We start from the raw sequence: 17,103 nt of genomic DNA on the forward strand, positions 1-17,103 counted from the left end.
CCGGTGACATAGGTCTTGCGCCCGGAAATACGCCAGTGGTCACCGTCGCGCCTGGCAATTGTCTCGGGCAAGGCGCCGTGTGCGGGAGAGCCGATACGTGGCTCGGCCTGGGCGGCGTTGATGAGCGCCGGGCCGTGCCGGTTGGCGAGAAGAACCCGCTCGGCAAGATGCGCAGGCCATTTTCCGAATCGCCGCAGCGTATAGTGGCTGTTGTAATGCATCGCAAGCACGAGAGCCGTCGATGGCTCGCCGCGGGCAGTCTCGCTGATGACTGCCTGGGCATCCGCAAGGCCGCCGCCATGGCCGCCATGCTCGGGCGCCGTCACCAGGCCGAGCAGGCCCGCCTCGAAAAGTCGGGTGAAGTTCTCGAAGGGAAATTGGCCGGTCACGTCGAAATGGGCGGCGCCTTCGGCAAAATCCTTGCCAAGTCTTCGTGCCCTGTCGAGCGGATCGATTGCTTCCTGCAGCATGATGGAACCTCCTCTCAGGCGACGGCGCGGGTGTGAAAACCGTCGACGTGACGGCGGTCGACCCAGTCGGCAATATCGAAATCGGCGGCCAGGAAGCCGAAGTCCCGCAGGAAATTCTTGTAGTGGCCGACCGCTTCGACGAGCTCCGGCTCCAGGCCAAGGCCGAGATGGCGGTGGACTTCCGGCCCATTTGCCGCCAGCACCTGCTCCTCGGTGGCACCGGCCTCGCGTGCGACGAAGCGGCGCGTCTCATCGGGATGGGCTTGCGCCCAGTCGCCCGCCTTGTAGATCGCTTCCAGAAGCCGGTGGACGAGATCGGGCCGTTCCTCGGTCAGCAGTTCGTCGACCGTGAGGACACGCGGCGAACCGGAATTGATGCGGATCTTCGGGTCGGGGTGAAAACCGAATTCCGCCACCTGAACGGCGCCGATCAGATTGGCGACGCTAATGCCGGCCGTACCCTTCACATAGATCGCATCCACGTCACCGCACAGCAGAGCTGCGATTTCCTCGCCATAGGCCTGGCGACGCTTGAGGCCGAAAAGCGATGGCCCCTCCTGGGTGGCGAGGACGGAATCGGCAAGCGCGATGTCGATGATCTCGACGTCGTCGAGCGCCAGGCCCTCCAGCGACAGTGCCGACAGGAGACCTTTCAAGGCCGTTGCGCGCATGAAGTCGACGATGCCTTCCGGGCGCCGGGCGATGCCGAAGCGGCGTCCCTTCAGATCCCTCGTGGTGTTGATCCCGGTTCCCGGCAGGGTGATGATCGACTGAAATTCGTCCGTCCAGGTAATGCCGACGAGGCGGGTCTTGCGGCCTTCCGAGCGGGCGCGGATCGGCGGAACATTGCCGCCATGGCGGAAGGACCAGTCGAGCGTGTGGTTGAAATGGCTCTGGCGGATGGCGCGGTCGGGAGAGTCGATAATCGACTTCAGCGTCACGCCTTCCTTGCGGAAGCCTTCCTCGAGATAGCCGAGCTGGGCGGCGAGCCCGACCGGGGTCGGCACCGGGCAGCGCGTATACCAGATTTCGGAAATGGCATTGCTGGTCATGATCGTCCCTTTCAGTGGCGCAGGCCGGCCTGCTTCATCAGTGGCAGCACGTCTGTGCCGAAGAATTCGAGTTCATCTCGGAAATCGAAAAAGCTGAGCTGCAACCCGTCGATACCGGCGGCTTTCAGCTTCAGGAACTGGTCGACCACGCTTTCGGGCGAGCCGATGACGCGGATATTGCCACCGACGAAGCGGTAGGGATCCTGCGGATCGCGGCCTTTCCAGGCATGCGCATCCGAGTTCAGTGACGAAAAGCCTTGCGGCGAGCGCTGATCGCCATGGGCGACGATCCGGTCGGCGAGTTCCCAGGCCTCCTTGTCGGTCGGCCGGCAGATGACCATCGGGTTGAGTAGGGTGCGCACCGTGCGTCCGACATCCCTGGCCGCATCCTTCACTCTTTTCGTGTGGGCCGGCAGCGATTGAAGCGCGCTGTTGATATCGGCGCCCGTCGGACTGGTGATGAAGACGATGTCCGAATAGCGGCCGGCAAAGGCAATGCCCGCATCCGATCCCGTGGCGTTGACGAGGATCGGCCGGCCGAAATGCGGTTTGGGCGTCACGAAGCCGCCACCGAGCTTCCAGCTGCTCTCGCCCTCGAAGGAGAAATTCTCGGTATCGCTCCAAAGGCGCTGGACGACTTCGAGGAATTCGGCCGCCAGTTCGTAGCGCCGGTCGTGCTCGATGCGTGGCCAGCCGAACATTTCATGCTCGACGGCACGGTGACCGGTCACGACATTGATGCCCCAGCGGCCACCAGTGATGTGGTCGAGCGTCGCACCGAATTTTGCCAGATGCAGCGGATGCCATGGCCCGTAGAGAACATGCATGGTGGAGATCAGTATGATCTTCTTGGTCAGGCCGGCGAGCGCTGCCGTCGTCGTGAAGCTGTCGAGCGCCTGGCCGTTGAAGACACCGCCATAGCCACCTTTCGGCAACCATTGCGACAGGGCGAAAACTAGATCGAAGCCGAGTTCCTCAGCCTTCAGCGTCAGCGCCTTGTTGTAATCGAAGCGCCAGTCGGTCGATCGTTCGAGGGTCGATTGCGTCCAGCCGCCGGCCTGGATCGGCAGGAAGAGGCCGAGCAGCACCGGCTGCTTGAGCGCCTGCGACAGCGGGCTTTCGGCAAAGTCGGTGGGGGCGGAGAATTTCGGGAGACCCACGATGGAGCCGGGAGGGTGTTGAATGGACATGACGGATCCGTGTTCCTCTTGGCTCAGGCTGTGGCGAGATAAGCGTAGGCAAGGCTGCCCGAGACGCCTTCTCCACCCACTGTGTGGTCAGCGATACGTTTATTGTAGATGGTCAGCTCCGGCTGGCTGGCGATGTCGATCGCCGGCAGGTCCTCGACAAGGATCTTCTGGATCTCGCGCCATTGATCGACACGCTTCTTGGGATCGACTTCGATCGCGGCGGCCTCGAGCAAGGCATCGACCTTCGGATTGCTGTAGGCCGAACCGTTGGAGAAGGGCACGCCCGGCTTGAAGTTCTTGCTCCAGTAGAGACGCTGGACGCCGACGGTCGGATCGAAGAGGTTGCTCATTCCCTCGAAGGCGAAATCGAAGTCGCGATCGGTGTAGATGCGCTTGGTATAGGTGGCGAAGTCCTGGCTGCGCACCGTGGCATCGACGCCGACCTTGGCAAGCGCCTGGCGGATATATTCGGAGCCACGCGGGTACGTTTCGCCGCTCGGCACATAGTCGAGATTGATGCGGATGCGCACGCCGTCGCTGCCGCGCGGATAGCCTGCCGCGTCGAGCAGCTTCGCGGCGGCGGCAAGATCGATCGGATAGGTCTTCAGATTGCCGTCATACCATTTGGCGAGATTGGGATTGATCGGGCCGGGAATGGCCGCGCCGTAGCCGTAGTTAATAGTGTTGAGAATGACCTTGCGGTCGATCACGTGGGCGAACGCTTGGCGGACGCGAATATCCTTGAAGAACGGGCGCTCGAGATTGAATTCGATACGGCTGACGCCGTTCGAATATTGGTAGCCACGCGGCTCGAAGGCGATCCCGTCGACGCCTTTCAGGCGTTCCAGATCGCTGAGGGGAACAGGTGTCGAGGGTGCAAGATCGATCTCGCCGGTTTCGATCGCGATCGAGCGGGCCGCCGCGTCCGGGATGAAGCGGACGATCAGCTGGTCGAGATAGGGACGCGGCTGATCCCAGTATTCAGGATTGCGCTCGTAGACGAGATGGCTGCCGCGAACCCATTCCTTGAATTTGAAGGGACCGGTGCCGATCGGCGCGAGGTTGGCCGGGTTTTCCGCGACCTTCGTTCCCTCATAGATATGGCGTCGAGAATTTCCATTATTTACCCCGCGGTCAGGACCGTCGCTTCGAGGATTACAACCTTGTTATTGACGCCTGCCAACAGGGCGTCGGTGTCGCATTGGCTCGGCCGCCCCTATCGGATGCAGCAATGGCGTCCGGCCGCCTGGTGCGGATTTGCGACAGTTAGGCGCACCATCAATGGAGCTTGCGCGGCGACTTCTTGAGGAAGCGGGGTGCAGCGAGACAGCACTAGCGGCTTTCGGGATCAAGGTTGGAAACGACCGAACAGCAGCTCGCAAAACCCAATCAGACAATCTCGTCGCCCGTGACTGATCACACCAGTGCACGCAGCATATCTGCAGTCCTCGCAATCCATTGCCTTCGTTGAGGAGCGTCGCGCCTAGTCTCAATGAGACCGCGACGCCGGTCCGTGAGGCAAGCCAAGAAGATATAGAATTGCGCGTTTGGCCTGTACGCCTTGAAGGCGCACGCCATTGGCGACGAGAGGACTTTCGCCTATGTTCCACTTGAGAGATAAAGGCTGACATGCCGAGCAAAGCGAATGAGAACAGTGAGCGGATGAGTTTGAGGGTGCCTGCCGCGGACAAAGCTAAACTCGTGCGCGCTGCGGCACTTCGCAATACCGATCTGACGAATTTCGTAACGCAATCCGCCCTGCGAGAAGCAGAGGCTGTGATCGAAGAAGCCGAGACGATCAAAGTGTCAAAGCGCGATCATCTTCGCATTCTTGAGCTTCTGGAAAATCTGCCCAAACCCAACGCCAAGCTGCGCGCGGCGATGGCCGGTTTGCCTGACAGACTATGACTTTTCTTGCATGGCATGAGGAACCGATCGCCAAGTCTCACGGTCGCGCCGCCTTCGATTGCGGCGACGGTCAGATGAACGAGTTTCTGCTCCGGTTTGCCCGACAGAGCCATGAGCAGACTGCCTCGAAAACCTTCTGTGCTATCGATGACGCAGTGCCCGACCGCATTCTTGGGTTCTATACGATCGCGCCTTCGGCACTCGAGCATGCAACTGTGCCTGATGCAACGACACGCTGTCTTGCCGTCATGATGTGCCGGGCTTTATGCTTGCGCGACTGGCTACCGACCGTGCGGCCAACTGGTACGCTTCCCATGGCGCCGAACCGCTGAAGGACAAGCCGCTAACTCTCGTGCTGCCGCTCATCACCTTCGCGGCCGACTTGCGCGCCAAAGGTCTCCTTTGATCCCGTAAGGCGCGGGGACACGATTGATTTCAGCGAAAAGCGAACTATCGCATCGTGGTGATCAGCTTGAGGACAAGCTATACAATCAATGGTCATATGGAGAGCCGCGAGCCTCCAGCGGCCCGGCTAGAGAGGAAAAAGGCGGAAGCGGCCTTCATCAGCCATTCCGTAGAAATGAATGACCCGATTGCCGAGTTCGACCTCGGACGGCGGATCATGTTCTCCACAATGATGTCAGTCACTCTCGAGGCCGAGAAGGTATCTGTAAAGGTTTCCGTTTGGGTTGGTCTCGCTGAGATCGTCCAATGCACTATCGGGCTCGCGGTAAGAACGCAGAGGAGAGTCAAGCACACTGCGTGATCGCCCTGAGCCCTTTTCCATAGGACGTTCTCGCTTACATGCCCCGTATTTGCGCGATCACCCACTCTTGCAGCCGCCGGCCAGTTTCTTCAGCATTGGCCTTGTCGAAATGATCTGGAAGGATCGCGAAGATCGGCCCGAGGTGCTTTATCAGCGCCAGGGTCTTCTCCTTGGCCTCCCGATATTCTTCCGTCTCCGTCCCGAAAGCCTCTACGATCAGTCTTTTCGGTGGATGGTCCTTGTAGGCGACCTCCAAAACGAAGTCCGGTCTGCAGGCTCCGATCGGCGTTTGCGACGCAAAGAGCGGTTTGGTGATCTTTATCCTCAGCTCGGGTGCGGCGTCGAACAGAGATCGCTGTAGCCAGAATAATAGATGGGACACATCCCGCTCAAACCCCGAGTCGACCGGGAATAGCGTATCGCCGTTGTAGACCGGCTGGGCGTAGGCCTGTACCGCGCGAACCGGTCCTTCGTCGTCGTCCTGAAAATCCACATTCAGCAGGGTCAGGAAGGGGCCCCGACGTGCCGGATCGCCGCGCAGCGGCTGGCGAACCTTGGCGAGAACGTCAACCGGTCGCAAGCAGGATGCCGGCATGATCGCGTGTGTGGAAACGCTCTTCGAAAACAGCAGCATGAAGCCGGTGCGACGAAGTCCTTCAGGCCAGTCGGGGCGGGAGGTTTCAAGCAACCGTTGCCAACGGCTGTCGGGGTTCCAATAGTCGGCAGCCCAGGTCGATAGAAGCGCATTCAGTGTCCAGGTCCTGAGTACCCTGAGCTGCCTGGCGGCCGAGCGCAGCCGAGCAAGCTGATTGGCGAGTTTGAGATCGGGATCATCCTGCAGCGGCGGGATCACGTTCGTGCCAGCCTTCTCGAGCATCCGCCAGAGGATGCCTCCGAGCCTTGACGGCCGGTCGTTTCGTTCCCTTGAGCGGGAGGGGTCTTGACCTGAGACATCGGCGAGGCGAGCGGGAATGGCTGGCAGTGCATCGATGTAGGTGCGATCGGATCTCGCCAGTGGGCGAATGTAAAAGCCGCGATCAAAGAGGGCGGGCTCGGCAGTCTTGTCGACATGGAATGGACAGGATGGCGCGTGGTTTGGTCGTTCCTCATGTTGACCGGGATCAACATCCTTCGCCGTCAGCCGGCGCAAGGTGAACGTGTGCTCCTGCTGGATCGGGGCGAGCAATGGCTGGTGTCCCCCGTTTAGGCAGTCGCATTCGATCCAGCCATTCATCACCTTGGCGCGCCGGATAATCCCAAGCGCAATTGCCTCATCGTCGCTGGAGGCCGCGTTGCCGTACCAGGCCCGTAACGCGACGGCCTCGCTGTCTTCGAGTACCGCCAACGTGTGGGTCGGGCTGTTGCGGACCACGACACGCATGGTTTTCCGTCAGTATCCGACCGACCAAAGTTTGAAGCCGATATATCCGACACCGACGGATCCAGCCACAGCGATGGCCGTCTCCGCCCAACCGCGAATGTCCCAAAAGCTGCCTTTCCCCATCCGAGCAGCTTCAATCACAAACGACAGGAACACATAGGACGGGATGACCATCCCATAGCCAAGGGCCAGACTATCTCTGAAGACCACCCGAGCAGCGACGAATGCGAGCGCGAGGAAGAGGGCCGCTATTCCCAACTGCCGAGGGTTAAACCGATAGCCAAACCGTTCGAGCCGTCCCATCCGTTTTCTCCATTCCACAGCACAGATCAAAAATTTAACCGCAGTTAAAGTTCGAGGCAATTGCAGATTGCTTGCAAACCTCTCGGAAAGGTCAATAACAGCGGCAAGCAAAGCCTGAATGCGAACGCCCGTCTCGCAGCCTGCAAGCGGTCTCTTGCGCCGGCTGTCGGCCGCGGTGTATTGAGGCGTGACGGACGTGCGAACACTCGCATGCGAAATATGAACACGAGAGCGCTTAGGCTTGCCTTCTTGGTCTCTGAACAACCTCTTGCATCGGATGAGCGGTAGAACTTTGAAATCTCCACGCAGCTGTCGGCGCGCTCTCGCCTCCCCTTGTCGGCGCCTGCCGCTCGGCAACGCGGTCATGGGACCTCCGGCAGAGGATGTCATTCGATGCCGCAGTTGAAGGACGATGGCACTGACGAGCGTTCGGATGTGGTCGACCTGAAGTCGCTTTCCTTTCAGGAGCGGCTCGCCATCGGTCTGATGCGATTGAAGGCCGAGCGCCGGTTGACGAACAAGGACCTTGCCGAGCAACTCGGCGTGTCGGAAGCCTATATGTCGCAAGTCACCCGCGGCATGCGGGATGTGAAGCTCTCGACCCTCGACAAGATGCAGCGCGAGTGGGAGGTCACGATCGAGGATTTGTTTAAAGTCTCGGAAAGTGACCTTGCTCGGATAGCTGTATGGCGAGCCCGAAAGAAGAAAAACAAAGCCACCGACGAGTGATATAATTCCTGCGGCGAAACGCTTTCGACGGGGGTCAGTGATTCAGGTTGAACCAGAACCGCTGCTTAGCGCCTTTTTCGTCAGGGATATCAAAGAAATAAGGGGCGGTGCGACGTGGCCGCGGCGTTGCGATCTGCTCGATGCAGCTATCGCCTCGTTCCCCGATGCTCCGCCGCATCACGACACCCCTTACGTTGGCGTCGTAAGTGCGCTGGCCTGCAGAGCGGCAAACATCGACTGACTTGATACATTGATCAGGTTCGCCCCTCCAGCCATCGTCTTTCTGCGAACTATAGCCCACCGTCGTTCCCGCCGGGCAGTCTGCGTAGGTCTCGTGCCCCGGCTTGCCGGCATTGGCCTCATGGCAGATTGGCCACGAAAACCCCGGCTCCTTCATGGCCGTAATGAGTCTTGTCATAGGCGGTATGCAGTAGGGCACGCCGTGCCAGGACGGGTTCTGCGACGCTGCACAAAGCAGAACCTGGCATCCCCAGGATGCGTCCTCGGCATTCGCCGGCCTCACCGATGGCGCGAGGGCCGAACCAGCCATGATTGCGGCCCATATCAGCGTCGATCTCATTGTTCGCTCCTACAGATTGGTCATTGGATCTGCGCCCAGGTGCCGTTAATTTTCGCGAATGAGAGCAGCACGCCTGGTTGGCACGCCCACCTTCAGTACCCCTCGATCCCAAGGCGTTTCAGGATAGCGGCCGGATCGGTCTCGCACTGGCTCTTCCACTCGCGATGCTTGGCACAGGCATAGGCGTACTGGCTGAGATCGGCTGACGAGAGATCGGCAAGCTTGTTGCCGACAGCTTTCCACCGTTGCACCTCGGCAGGATCGCAACCGGCGCCTCCGGCCCCGCAAAAGTCGGGATCACGCTGCTCGGTCTGCTCCTGGGTAGCACCGTCCTGCGCAGTCGCTATCGGAGCGGATCCGGACACCAATATGAACGCAACAGCGGGTCCAATAAGGCGGCTCATTCAACCTCCATGTACTTCGTTAGGGATCAGTGACGCGGCGGGGCCGACGGGCAAGGGCAGCGGCAAGTCGCCGTCAGGTTCCGACAAAGATGTCCTCGCCTTGTCCCCATTAGCCATCGAGGCGGCGTAGAGCCAGGGAGGAAGCAGATCCGGCGACGACCAGACGCCATATCCGAGGCCGCGGGCTTTCCTCTCGATATCGAAATAAGCGGGAACCTGCGGCTCGCCGCGATAATTGAAGGCGTAGCCGATGCCTTCGGCGATCGCGGTTGCGGCAAGGTTCGTCTCACCGACAAAGCAATGGGCGAGGATTACGCCGTTCGCGTCACGAGCGATCGGTGCGCAGTTGACGTCCTGCCCAAGTGTACGGAGGATCATCCAGGCCCGAGAGACCTGACCGGCGGGCCAGCCGACGCCATCGCTCGTTGCTGTCTGTTCTAGGCGAGGGGCTTCGTATCCAGCAAGCCGCACGGTCTGCCCGCTCATCTTGAATTCGACCGTCGTGGCGTCCACGACCTGAACTTTTCCATAGATCTGCCGGGGGATATCGGCAGACCCGTTTTGGGCCGGCGCGGCCGTCGCTGTCATGGTCAGCAACAGGATCGACAGTGAAACGATTCTCATCTTTGCGCGCCCTCTTGGCTGGCCAGGATTGCGACGGGGTGAGGCATGTCGGAGTAGGCCCACAGGCCGGCGCGTGCCGATCTTGCACTTTCTTCGGCCACCCTGTAGCCGGGGACGATCAGATGCCCGCTGGCGTCGATGGCGGCAAATCCCCACCCTTTAGCAATCATATAGGTTGCCAGATCATAGCGCCGCTGGCCTGATGTCGTTTGGCAGGCGACCACGGCATTGTTCTGATCGAGATCCTTGATGGTCGTGCAGACGGGCCTCGTGTCTTTGATCAATGCCTGCGCCATGATCAGGTTGAGCTCTCCGCAATCCCGGACGAGCCCAGGTGAAATTGTGACGGAAGAGCCGCGAAGACACGTTTGCAGGCCGTAGAGACGATATCGCCGCCCGCCGGAAAGCCAGGTGTCGCCGGTTTCGAATTGCGCTTGCGCGGGAAATGGGACGAAATCGGTTCGATCGCTTTCCTGACTGCCTGGCGCGGTCCGTTCGCTCTTAAGCGCCTGGACAGCGATGATCGGGCCCTTGAGGTGAGGTGGTTCTCGAAGACCAGTGCCGGCGAGCATCGGCATGATCGATAGGCCTGCAAAGAGGCCGGAAACCGCGAGCGTGGACATCACCATCAGGAACCTCATCGCGATCAGTTCATTGAAGGATTGGCGCGATAGCGCTCACCGTAGGGATGCGTGAAGTGGGCGTTTGCCCAGAGCCCGGTTTTCGTTGTCTTGGCGCTTTCCTCTGCCGCAACATATTCCGGAAATACCGCGCGGCCGGCACGGTCACGGGCAGCAAACGCCAATCCCTTGGCGATAAGCACCTCCGACAGCGATTGTGCTTGGCCGTCCTTCACGAAAAAGCACTCCGCAAAGCGTATGGTCGGCGTGCCCGTGTTTTGCCCAAGGAAATGACACGGGAAAGCATTGCCGGCGGCTGCCTTGGCCTCGCCGAGCGTGGCCGTCAAACCGGCGAGTGAGACCATCGCGCATGTCGTCTGCAGGCCGGCGAATTCCACCTCTTCGAGCGACAGACAGCCTTGAGCACCCACCAGTTTGACGATGGTCCCGTCGGAGGCAAGAAACGCGCTCCCGCTTAGTGCGCCTTCAGGCATGATCGTTTGCAGGTCGAGCCGCTCGGCGATCGATGACGGATCGAGAATTTTCTGAGAGGCGGGGATCAGATCGTGCCCCTCTGCGTAAGCCTTCTGATAGGAGCTGACGATTCTCGAGATGGCATCGTCCCCTTGAGCGCGGACTGGGGCGTTCAGCGTGCATATACTGGCGCAGACGAGGAGGCGAGTAAGCTGCCGCGGACCGGGGTTCATGCTTCAATCCGTCATCAATTGGCTGTCGCATACATACACAAAATTATACTGCAGTGCAAGTCTGGAAATACCGTCAGGATTGCGATATGTCTGCTCTGACACTCAAAGGTGCGCAGGGAGAAGGTAGATGTCTGTACATCGAAAGGCCGTCAGGATCGTGATGTTTCCCTTCAGGGCAATGTGGTTTCTCGTTTTAGTCGTCAACTTTCTGGTCGTCGCGACTGTATGCGCGATGATCGCTGCCTTCCTTGCCTACGGATTTGCACTGACGATGTCATACCTCTTGCTACCGACGGAATGGACGCGGGCGCTCTGGCACTGGGCAGCGGACCTTTATGCGCAGTCCCGCTGGTTCAAGGGCGCGGTAATCACCTTCTTCGTGCTCCTTTTCCTGCCGATCCTGGAGGTCTGGCCCGGCCGCGATCCCGAGACAGAGGCGGCCCGCAAGCGGCAGGCCAAGAGGATCGACGATGATCTGGCCGCGGCCCGGCTGCAGGCGCTGAGCCAAGCCAAGCTTCGAGGATGAGGGCTCTATGACAGGCAAACCACTTTCGCTCTCCATTTCGACCTTCAAGGGTGGCGCCGGAAAGTCGACCTTGAACGTCAATCTTGCAGCCGAGTTCGCCGAGCAGGGACACAGGACTTTGCTCATCGATTGCGACGAGCAGGAATCCTCGACGCGCTGGTACAATATCTCGATGAAGAGAGGGCTGCTGCCGACCGACGGCAGGCTGCTGCATCTGCGGGTCGCGCCGGACGACCGGTTCGCAGATCGCCTCGAGCAAGCACCTGCAGCCGACATCCGCATCTACGATGTCGGCGGATACGTCCACCAACGGGCAATCGAAGTCTATCACGAGTGCGATGCAGTCCTTATTCCTGTCATACCCGAGCCGACGGCCGCGACATCGGCCATCAAGGTGGCGACGATCCTGAAAGAGATTTCCAGGAAGCGGGTGCAGGGTTCTATTCCCTATGCGGCGATCTGGAATTATGTGGACATGATCGCGCTTAAGCATAACCGCTCCCTTCCGGAGGTGCATGCCATCCTGACGAGCGGCCGCATTCCGATCGCGGAGACGGTCATCCGGAAGAGCAATCATTTCAGCGACGTCGGCGCCGGCTTCGGGTCGCTTTATTCCAAGCTCGCCAGTATCGAGAACAATCCGGCGCTGACGCCGTCGGCCAAGCGGCGCGCCTCAGAAAGCGTGCTTGACGCGATAGATCTCGTAAAAAAGATCAACAACGAGTTCATCACCCTTCTCCAGGCGGAGGCTGCCTGAGCGCGATGTCGAGGGAAAGAACACCGGCTGGCAACATTCTCGCCCTTGCCCGATCAAGAGAAGACCAGGCGAGGGACGTGGAGCAGGATGCAACCTCCTACATGCCGACCAGCCTCGATCTCGAAAAGCTGATGCCGAGGGATTCTTCCCAGGCGCAGGAGCCGAGCGTCGATGCGGAACCAAGATCAGAGAACCGCCGTCCTCCAACCAAAAGCAGAACTCGGGAGGAGCGGCAGATAAGGGTCCAAGCTGATGTGAACGTGGCGTCGGTCAAGCGAAAGCGTATTTCCCTCTACCTCGACGACGAGGTGCTGACGAAGATTTTCCACGTATCGCTGGAACGACATGAGCAGCTCTCCTCGGCGACCCACACACTGATCCTCGAAGCGCTAAAGGCAAGGGGGCTGTAGGCAGATGCGTGAGCCGCCGATCATGTTCCGTCTACCGGCCCATGTCCTCGGCAACGTGGAGTTGCTTGCCAGCCGGCTCGACATTTCCGTCAACCTCGTCGCAAAGCTCATCGTCACCAGGGAGATCATGCATATACCCGCAATCCTTGAAGAGCACGACCGGCAGCTCGCAAACATGCATCAGTTCCTCCGCGAGCTCGCTTTTCGCAACGAGGAGTTTCTGTCGGAAGAGGGTGAGCAAGCCGTTCTCGCCGAGGCCATCATGGCAAAGCTCGATGACGTGATGCGCGCTCTCGATTCCATCCGCAATGCAGCCTTCGTTCGATCGTCCACCTTTATCGCCGACCTGATCAGGAAACACGATGGACGATCTGCCCAGACGTCGTTCAGAGTCCAGGCCTGAAGGCCGCAGGCTGCCGAGTTATTTCGATCTCATCGAGGACGAGCTTCGACGGCGCGGTGGCGGTGGGGCCGGCAAAACGACAAAGACGCCGGAGAGGACAAAAGCGGGACTGCCGGTGCGCCACGCCGGTGCGGCAACAGCATTCAGCCGGGCGCGTGGCAATAACGCCGTCGTCGTCAAGGTTCTGGCGTACGGCGCCGGTGCTTCCTCGGCTCGCAACGTGCTTGCCTATCAAAGCAAGGAAGAAAAAGCCCATGATCAGAATGGCTGCGAAGTCAACGATCTCAATGCGGCGGTGCGCTCTTGGGAGCGGGAGTTCGGAAACCGAAAAGGAAGCAAGGACATTCTACGGCTGACCTACGAGCTCGAAAATACCAATCGGGAACACGTCGCCCATGCCCTCGGCGCGCTCGCGGATGAAGGGTTTCGGCATGTCGGCGATATCGATCGGACTTATGCGTTCAGCGTCAGCGAAGGCGTGAACGGCAACACCCGTCTCCAATTCGCGCTGGTCATCGCCCATGAAAAGAAAGACAGGTCGGATCGAAGTAGCCGCAATCGCATCGCTGCGGAAACTGATGAGGTCCATGCGATCGACGCGCGCGTGAACAAGGCTTTGCGCACGCAAGGGATCACGCCGGTCTCGCGCTATCCGGCGGAGTTTTCGAGCGGCCCAAAGGGATTGATCGCGACGCTGCATGCGATGCAGCGCGCAGGCGCGGAGGTGACGCTTTCAACGAAGACGCAGATCGAGGAGCGTCCGGGAAAGAGCGGACGTTACAGCCAGGGCGTAAATCGGCGCGAAGTCACCACCAGTGATCACAAGCAGCTCACGGCCGAGGGCAAGATCGTCGGCACGCTGATGCAGACGCGCCAGCCTCGCGACTTCATGCATCTGTTGGTGTCGGGACCGGCCAATGTCGATCGTGATCGGTTTATCATGGCTGGCCGCGACTTCCTGAAGGAGCAGTTTTCAGGTCACCGCTATGCCTATGCGATCCATAACCGCAACAACCCGGACAAGCATCCGCACCTGCATGTGATCGTTGCGCTGCGCAACGCCGGCGGCAAGATGCTCAATCCCAATATCCGCGACTTCACCGAGTGGCGCTCCCGCTTCGCCGAAAAGGCGCGAGCGCGCGGAATAGCGCTCGATCGTCAAAAGCGCGCCGATCGTGCTGGTCCACCGCCCATCAAACGATGGGAATGGGAGATATTTCGCCGTATGGGCGCGACGGCCCCAAGCAATGTCGTCGAAAAGGTGATCTCCAAGCTTCGCGATACGCCGACCGCGCCGAAGCTGGAAGAAGCAAGACGGCGGCTCGAACAAAGCCGGCGCTCAGTCGCGCGCGTCATTCAAATGCTGGAAGGCGTCGCCAAGGATCGAGGAGCGCCCCGCACGGCGCGGGAACTCAGTCAGGATCTGTCGAACGGCCTGCAGCGCGAATACCGGCGGTTGGAAATAGCCGTGCGCGAAGGACGTGATCCCACTCGAAAGAAAGGTGAAGAACATATGTTGCGATCCACACCCATCAGTGCCGCTCAGGCAGAAGCTGCAAAGGAGACGCTGGCGAACGCCGCCATCAGCGGCGCGGCGAGGATCGCCAATCCTGCCGATCGACAGCTCTTCGAGCAGGCGACGGAGATCATCGGCAAGGTAGTTGGAGTGCAGCTCGATTCGCGGGTTGTGAAGAATCGGGAGCGTGGCGAACCAGGCAAGGATAAACGTACCTCGGATGGCCCGGAAACGAAATCGGCCGTGGGACGCGACCACATCGCGGAGCAAGGGGTCGTCAACAAAACTTCGAACAACCGCTCCGTCGATGCTGCACGCATCGCCTGGTCAAATGCCGAAAACGATAGGTCAGAAAACGAGCCGGCTGATCGGGAGCGCCAGCAGATTCGAACGAACAACCGCGAGATACCGAGATCGATCAAGCTTCGCCCACCCCAGGAAAAGGATCGGGACCGCAGCCGGTGAGAGACGACGATTGATGACAAATAAATCCGACAATCCACGGCGCAACTTGGAGGAGCAGTTCTGGTCACTCCCGCAACGGATTCTGGAACTCTGCAGTTGGAACCGCTATCCCGAGGGAATCGCTGCGATTGGCTTCGACCAGCACTGAGGCTTCGTTGAGGTCGCAAGATCCTGATCTGGGCTATTCTGCTGAGTGAAATTCCATGCCCCAAGCTCATCGAGCTAAGATTTGGTTCTGGCCGCAGGTTCGGGGGATAAAAACCCATGCCTCAGATTAGGTTAAAAACTGCGACTAACCTGTTCGTCGAAGAACCAGCCCCAGTGATCTTTCGATGGCGGTCCGAAGGCTCTGCACGTCCGGGATGTCCGCGAGATAAGAAAGTCCGGATATATCTCGCGGTCTAGAAACAGTCGGATCAGTTCGCCAGCCGCGGTATTGAATGCTTGTGATGTCTGCGTCCAAGGCGTCGAGAATCCTTGCTGGGGAGCTACTCACAAACACGGTTCTGCTCTTGTCGGCCCCGTACCATGCTGTCGCTCTCAAGAGCATTTCAATGTTGGTCTTGGCTCGCGGATCATTTCGATGGGCAAATTCCGTTCCGTCATGTGAGGGACAATGACATGCCATCCAGAAATCGGGCGAAGCTCCGCGGACCCTCAGCAACTCGTCGAGCATCCTTGTCAAGGCGGCATATTCCAACCACCCGTCGGACCCCGCGGTCATTCCCGTTTGGTGCGAGATGAACCCAAAGCCAACATCCTGTTCGCGCAACTGCTTCAACATCTCAACAAGTTCATCGTTGATATCGCCGAGCGTCAGATCCCTTGCAGGATTCTCGCGCTTTAAGAGGATATCATCGCGCTCGAGAACGACGAAGCCGGCCGAGCCGATTTTCCGAAAGATGCAAAACAGGTCAAGTTCATCGGTCATAAGGGGTCACCAAAGCTGTAATGAGTTTGCTCCTCAAAAGAGTGTCGTAAAAGTCAGCCCGTCAGGCAGGTGAAGCGTGGCCATCTTGGATAAACTATGCGTCGGCCGCCGACCCAAGCCTCACGGCAATGCCCTTGTCCAAACGACGTAGAGAGATCGGACCGGCACTATCGGCGAGCAGCGCCATGACGGCGCTGATCCCATCGATTTTGGTGAATTCGGATTTGGTTCGGCGATTAGGAGTGCGGCGACGTGATTCAATGGAATCTGCGCATACGCCCACCGCTAATTGAAGCGGCCTATGTCGTGAACACATGAGGAATATCAGGCGATGAAACGGGCACTGGGAATCAGACCCGTAACAATGGCCGGACGAGGAGCAGAGCCGTCAGAGCAATTGCGAGTTGTGCGTAGCGATCATTCGTCGGTTTCGAAGGCCGATAGCAGCGATATGAACCGCAGTCTCATCTTTTTTGGCAGGGCCGTGAAGGCATCGACAAGCCTCTGGCCTTCATCCGTTGCGACGAATTCCTCGCGCAGGATCGCCTTTCGATTTAGATCCCCGTTCGCAGGCGACAAAGGATTCTGCAGGCCCTCGAAAAAGAACGCCATTGGGACGCTGAGAAGCAGCGCCATCTCGTAGAGGGTGGAGGCGCTCACGCGATTATGTCCGCGCTCATATTTCTGAATTTGCTGGAACGAAACCCCGACAGCTGCGCCAAGCGCGGTCTGCGACATCTTCAGTTGCTGACGGCGCCTTTTGATACGCCTTCCGATCTCCACATCGACCACATGATAGGCTGTCTCATCTACCGCGGCGCGTTCATCCGCCGGAAAAGAGTTGGCAAAAACATTCTGTTGCATTTACGGCGCTCCACGCTGGCCAGCCGATCTGGCAAATGAAACGCCGGGGAGTTGGAAATGCCGTTGGATGCGGCCCCCATGGACTTTAGCGCGAACGCCTCTTGTATACTCCACAGGCTCCCCGACCATTCAAGGTCGCGAAGAAGTCGCTTAGTGCGTACAACAAACCAAATGGGGTTTCCACGCCCCAAGGCGAGAGGATCGCCTGAGTTGTACTCTATCAACCCGATTCACGTTTGCAAAGAACCTTAAGGCCTAGCCTTAACATGAAGCACAGATCCGACGCCCCTTGCGATCTAAAGGTCGGCGCGATCTGTCTCGAGCACAATCATGCGCAGCAGGTAGCGCACGAAGTTCAAGTCGTCGCTCGGCGGATAACGGCGACATATTTCCTCTACCGCCTTCAGCAGTTGCGCGGTTTCCTTGTGCACCGTCGCTAATATGAAACGGCGCGCACTGTCGGCATCCATTGCCGACTTGCCACGACGAGCCACTGG

The 17,103-nt window shown here is 59.3% G+C and carries 20 protein-coding genes and 3 pseudogenes; 9 read left to right on the top strand and 14 right to left on the bottom strand.

Annotated features, from left to right (window positions below):
• The 4 genes and pseudogenes from FHX15_RS24135 to FHX15_RS24150 form a co-directional block, all read right to left on the bottom strand.
• Positions 1–470: acyl-CoA dehydrogenase family protein (locus tag FHX15_RS24135; protein ID WP_184400905.1), on the bottom strand; the 470-nt coding region annotated here is incomplete at its 3' end.
• Positions 471–484: 14 nt separating this feature from the next.
• On the bottom strand, positions 485–1,522 hold the full coding sequence (locus FHX15_RS24140) for an ABC transporter substrate-binding protein (protein ID WP_184400906.1): 1,038 nt from the start codon (positions 1,520–1,522) through the stop codon (positions 485–487).
• A gap of 11 nt (positions 1,523–1,533) precedes the next feature.
• Complete coding sequence (locus FHX15_RS24145) at positions 1,534–2,712, bottom strand: LLM class flavin-dependent oxidoreductase (protein ID WP_184400907.1); 1,179 nt, start codon at positions 2,710–2,712, stop codon at positions 1,534–1,536.
• A 23-nt stretch (positions 2,713–2,735) separates the two neighbouring features.
• A pseudogene (locus FHX15_RS24150) lies at positions 2,736–3,818 on the bottom strand (ABC transporter substrate-binding protein); the annotation flags it as partial.
• 2 nt (positions 3,819–3,820) lie between these two features.
• Here FHX15_RS24150 and FHX15_RS31095 point away from each other — a divergent pair.
• The 3 genes and pseudogenes from FHX15_RS31095 to FHX15_RS24160 all read left to right on the top strand — a co-directional run.
• Positions 3,821–4,128 (top strand): annotated as a pseudogene (locus FHX15_RS31095) (hypothetical protein); the annotation flags it as partial.
• 213 nt (positions 4,129–4,341) lie between these two features.
• On the top strand, positions 4,342–4,620 hold the full coding sequence (locus FHX15_RS24155; protein WP_184400908.1) for a DUF1778 domain-containing protein: 279 nt from the start codon (positions 4,342–4,344) through the stop codon (positions 4,618–4,620).
• A pseudogene (locus FHX15_RS24160) lies at positions 4,617–5,026 on the top strand (GNAT family N-acetyltransferase). Before FHX15_RS24155 ends, FHX15_RS24160 begins: the two are co-directional and overlap by 4 nt.
• A gap of 394 nt (positions 5,027–5,420) precedes the next feature.
• Here the strand turns inward: FHX15_RS24160 and FHX15_RS24165 are convergent.
• Both FHX15_RS24165 and FHX15_RS31100 read right to left on the bottom strand, forming a co-directional pair.
• On the bottom strand, positions 5,421–6,767 hold the full coding sequence (locus tag FHX15_RS24165) for a hypothetical protein (protein ID WP_184400909.1): 1,347 nt from the start codon (positions 6,765–6,767) through the stop codon (positions 5,421–5,423).
• A 9-nt stretch (positions 6,768–6,776) separates the two neighbouring features.
• The gene (locus FHX15_RS31100; RefSeq protein WP_246779054.1) at positions 6,777–7,436 is read right to left on the bottom strand and encodes a hypothetical protein; all 660 of its coding nucleotides are present in this window, start codon (positions 7,434–7,436) and stop codon (positions 6,777–6,779) included.
• A gap of 27 nt (positions 7,437–7,463) precedes the next feature.
• On the opposite strand from FHX15_RS31100, the gene FHX15_RS24175 reads away from it, so the two are divergent.
• The gene (locus FHX15_RS24175; RefSeq protein WP_184400910.1) at positions 7,464–7,799 is read left to right on the top strand and encodes a helix-turn-helix domain-containing protein; all 336 of its coding nucleotides are present in this window, start codon (positions 7,464–7,466) and stop codon (positions 7,797–7,799) included.
• A gap of 34 nt (positions 7,800–7,833) precedes the next feature.
• Here FHX15_RS24175 and FHX15_RS24180 read toward each other — a convergent pair whose 3' ends face one another.
• The 5 genes from FHX15_RS24180 to FHX15_RS24200 form a co-directional block, all read right to left on the bottom strand.
• Positions 7,834–8,379, bottom strand: coding sequence for a hypothetical protein (locus FHX15_RS24180; protein ID WP_184400911.1), 546 nt, complete (start codon positions 8,377–8,379; stop codon positions 7,834–7,836).
• 92 nt (positions 8,380–8,471) lie between these two features.
• The gene (locus tag FHX15_RS24185) at positions 8,472–8,783 is read right to left on the bottom strand and encodes a hypothetical protein (protein WP_184400912.1); all 312 of its coding nucleotides are present in this window, start codon (positions 8,781–8,783) and stop codon (positions 8,472–8,474) included.
• Entirely contained in the window at positions 8,784–9,407 is a 624-nt protein-coding gene (locus FHX15_RS24190; protein ID WP_184400913.1) for a thermonuclease family protein, read from the bottom strand.
• Positions 9,404–10,036 (bottom strand): thermonuclease family protein, encoded by a 633-nt coding sequence (locus FHX15_RS24195; RefSeq protein ID WP_184400914.1) that lies wholly within the window; start codon positions 10,034–10,036, stop codon positions 9,404–9,406. Before FHX15_RS24195 ends, FHX15_RS24190 begins: the two co-directional genes overlap by 4 nt.
• A gap of 17 nt (positions 10,037–10,053) precedes the next feature.
• The gene (locus tag FHX15_RS24200) at positions 10,054–10,734 is read right to left on the bottom strand and encodes a thermonuclease family protein (RefSeq protein WP_184400915.1); all 681 of its coding nucleotides are present in this window, start codon (positions 10,732–10,734) and stop codon (positions 10,054–10,056) included.
• 127 nt (positions 10,735–10,861) lie between these two features.
• Between FHX15_RS24200 and FHX15_RS24205 the strand changes: the two genes are divergently transcribed.
• From FHX15_RS24205 to FHX15_RS24225, 5 genes are all read left to right on the top strand, one after another.
• Positions 10,862–11,260 carry a hypothetical protein gene (locus FHX15_RS24205; protein WP_184400916.1) on the top strand — a complete coding sequence of 133 codons (399 nt, stop codon included), beginning with the start codon at positions 10,862–10,864 and terminating at the stop codon, positions 11,258–11,260.
• A 7-nt stretch (positions 11,261–11,267) separates the two neighbouring features.
• Positions 11,268–12,017: a ParA family protein gene (locus FHX15_RS24210; RefSeq protein ID WP_184400917.1), complete on the top strand. Its 750-nt coding sequence runs from the start codon at positions 11,268–11,270 to the stop codon at positions 12,015–12,017.
• 77 nt (positions 12,018–12,094) lie between these two features.
• Positions 12,095–12,427, top strand: coding sequence for a hypothetical protein (locus tag FHX15_RS24215; protein ID WP_312861891.1), 333 nt, complete (start codon positions 12,095–12,097; stop codon positions 12,425–12,427).
• A gap of 4 nt (positions 12,428–12,431) precedes the next feature.
• Complete coding sequence (locus FHX15_RS24220) at positions 12,432–12,830, top strand: hypothetical protein (protein WP_184400919.1); 399 nt, start codon at positions 12,432–12,434, stop codon at positions 12,828–12,830.
• On the top strand, positions 12,790–14,811 hold the full coding sequence (locus FHX15_RS24225; protein WP_184400920.1) for a relaxase/mobilization nuclease domain-containing protein: 2,022 nt from the start codon (positions 12,790–12,792) through the stop codon (positions 14,809–14,811). The genes FHX15_RS24220 and FHX15_RS24225 overlap by 41 nt, the downstream gene beginning before the upstream one ends.
• A gap of 292 nt (positions 14,812–15,103) precedes the next feature.
• Here the strand turns inward: FHX15_RS24225 and FHX15_RS24230 are convergent, their stop codons facing one another.
• The 3 genes from FHX15_RS24230 to FHX15_RS24240 form a co-directional block, all read right to left on the bottom strand.
• Positions 15,104–15,742 carry a hypothetical protein gene (locus tag FHX15_RS24230; protein ID WP_184400921.1) on the bottom strand — a complete coding sequence of 213 codons (639 nt, stop codon included), beginning with the start codon at positions 15,740–15,742 and terminating at the stop codon, positions 15,104–15,106.
• 417 nt (positions 15,743–16,159) lie between these two features.
• Entirely contained in the window at positions 16,160–16,606 is a 447-nt protein-coding gene (locus FHX15_RS24235; protein WP_184400922.1) for a helix-turn-helix domain-containing protein, read from the bottom strand.
• A 296-nt stretch (positions 16,607–16,902) separates the two neighbouring features.
• Entirely contained in the window at positions 16,903–17,100 is a 198-nt protein-coding gene (locus FHX15_RS24240) for a hypothetical protein (protein WP_184400923.1), read from the bottom strand.
• Positions 17,101–17,103 lie beyond the last annotated feature (3 nt).

The sequence above is a fragment of the Rhizobium sp. BK650 genome, assembly GCF_014195325.1.
Classification (GTDB): Bacteria; Pseudomonadota; Alphaproteobacteria; order Rhizobiales; family Rhizobiaceae; genus Rhizobium.

Bases quoted from the DNA above. Each gene is read 5' to 3' on its own strand.
- FHX15_RS31100 (WP_246779054.1), bottom strand. From the start codon at position 7,436: ATGACCGCGTTGCCGAGCGGCAGGCGCCGACAAGGGGAGGCGAGAGCG.
- FHX15_RS24220 (WP_184400919.1), top strand. From the start codon at position 12,432: ATGCGTGAGCCGCCGATCATGTTCCGTCTACCGGCCCATGTCCTCGGC.
- FHX15_RS24155 (WP_184400908.1), top strand. From the start codon at position 4,342: ATGCCGAGCAAAGCGAATGAGAACAGTGAGCGGATGAGTTTGAGGGTG.
- FHX15_RS24165 (WP_184400909.1), bottom strand. From the start codon at position 6,767: ATGCGTGTCGTGGTCCGCAACAGCCCGACCCACACGTTGGCGGTACTC.
- FHX15_RS24190 (WP_184400913.1), bottom strand. From the start codon at position 9,407: ATGAGAATCGTTTCACTGTCGATCCTGTTGCTGACCATGACAGCGACG.
- FHX15_RS24205 (WP_184400916.1), top strand. From the start codon at position 10,862: ATGTCTGTACATCGAAAGGCCGTCAGGATCGTGATGTTTCCCTTCAGG.
- FHX15_RS24145 (WP_184400907.1), bottom strand. From the start codon at position 2,712: ATGTCCATTCAACACCCTCCCGGCTCCATCGTGGGTCTCCCGAAATTC.
- FHX15_RS24210 (WP_184400917.1), top strand. From the start codon at position 11,268: ATGACAGGCAAACCACTTTCGCTCTCCATTTCGACCTTCAAGGGTGGC.
- FHX15_RS24225 (WP_184400920.1), top strand. From the start codon at position 12,790: ATGGACGATCTGCCCAGACGTCGTTCAGAGTCCAGGCCTGAAGGCCGC.
- FHX15_RS24195 (WP_184400914.1), bottom strand. From the start codon at position 10,036: ATGGTGATGTCCACGCTCGCGGTTTCCGGCCTCTTTGCAGGCCTATCG.
- FHX15_RS24180 (WP_184400911.1), bottom strand. From the start codon at position 8,379: ATGAGATCGACGCTGATATGGGCCGCAATCATGGCTGGTTCGGCCCTC.
- FHX15_RS24230 (WP_184400921.1), bottom strand. From the start codon at position 15,742: ATGACCGATGAACTTGACCTGTTTTGCATCTTTCGGAAAATCGGCTCG.
- FHX15_RS24200 (WP_184400915.1), bottom strand. From the start codon at position 10,734: ATGAACCCCGGTCCGCGGCAGCTTACTCGCCTCCTCGTCTGCGCCAGT.
- FHX15_RS24175 (WP_184400910.1), top strand. From the start codon at position 7,464: ATGCCGCAGTTGAAGGACGATGGCACTGACGAGCGTTCGGATGTGGTC.
- FHX15_RS24140 (WP_184400906.1), bottom strand. From the start codon at position 1,522: ATGACCAGCAATGCCATTTCCGAAATCTGGTATACGCGCTGCCCGGTG.
- FHX15_RS24235 (WP_184400922.1), bottom strand. From the start codon at position 16,606: ATGCAACAGAATGTTTTTGCCAACTCTTTTCCGGCGGATGAACGCGCC.
- FHX15_RS24185 (WP_184400912.1), bottom strand. From the start codon at position 8,783: ATGAGCCGCCTTATTGGACCCGCTGTTGCGTTCATATTGGTGTCCGGA.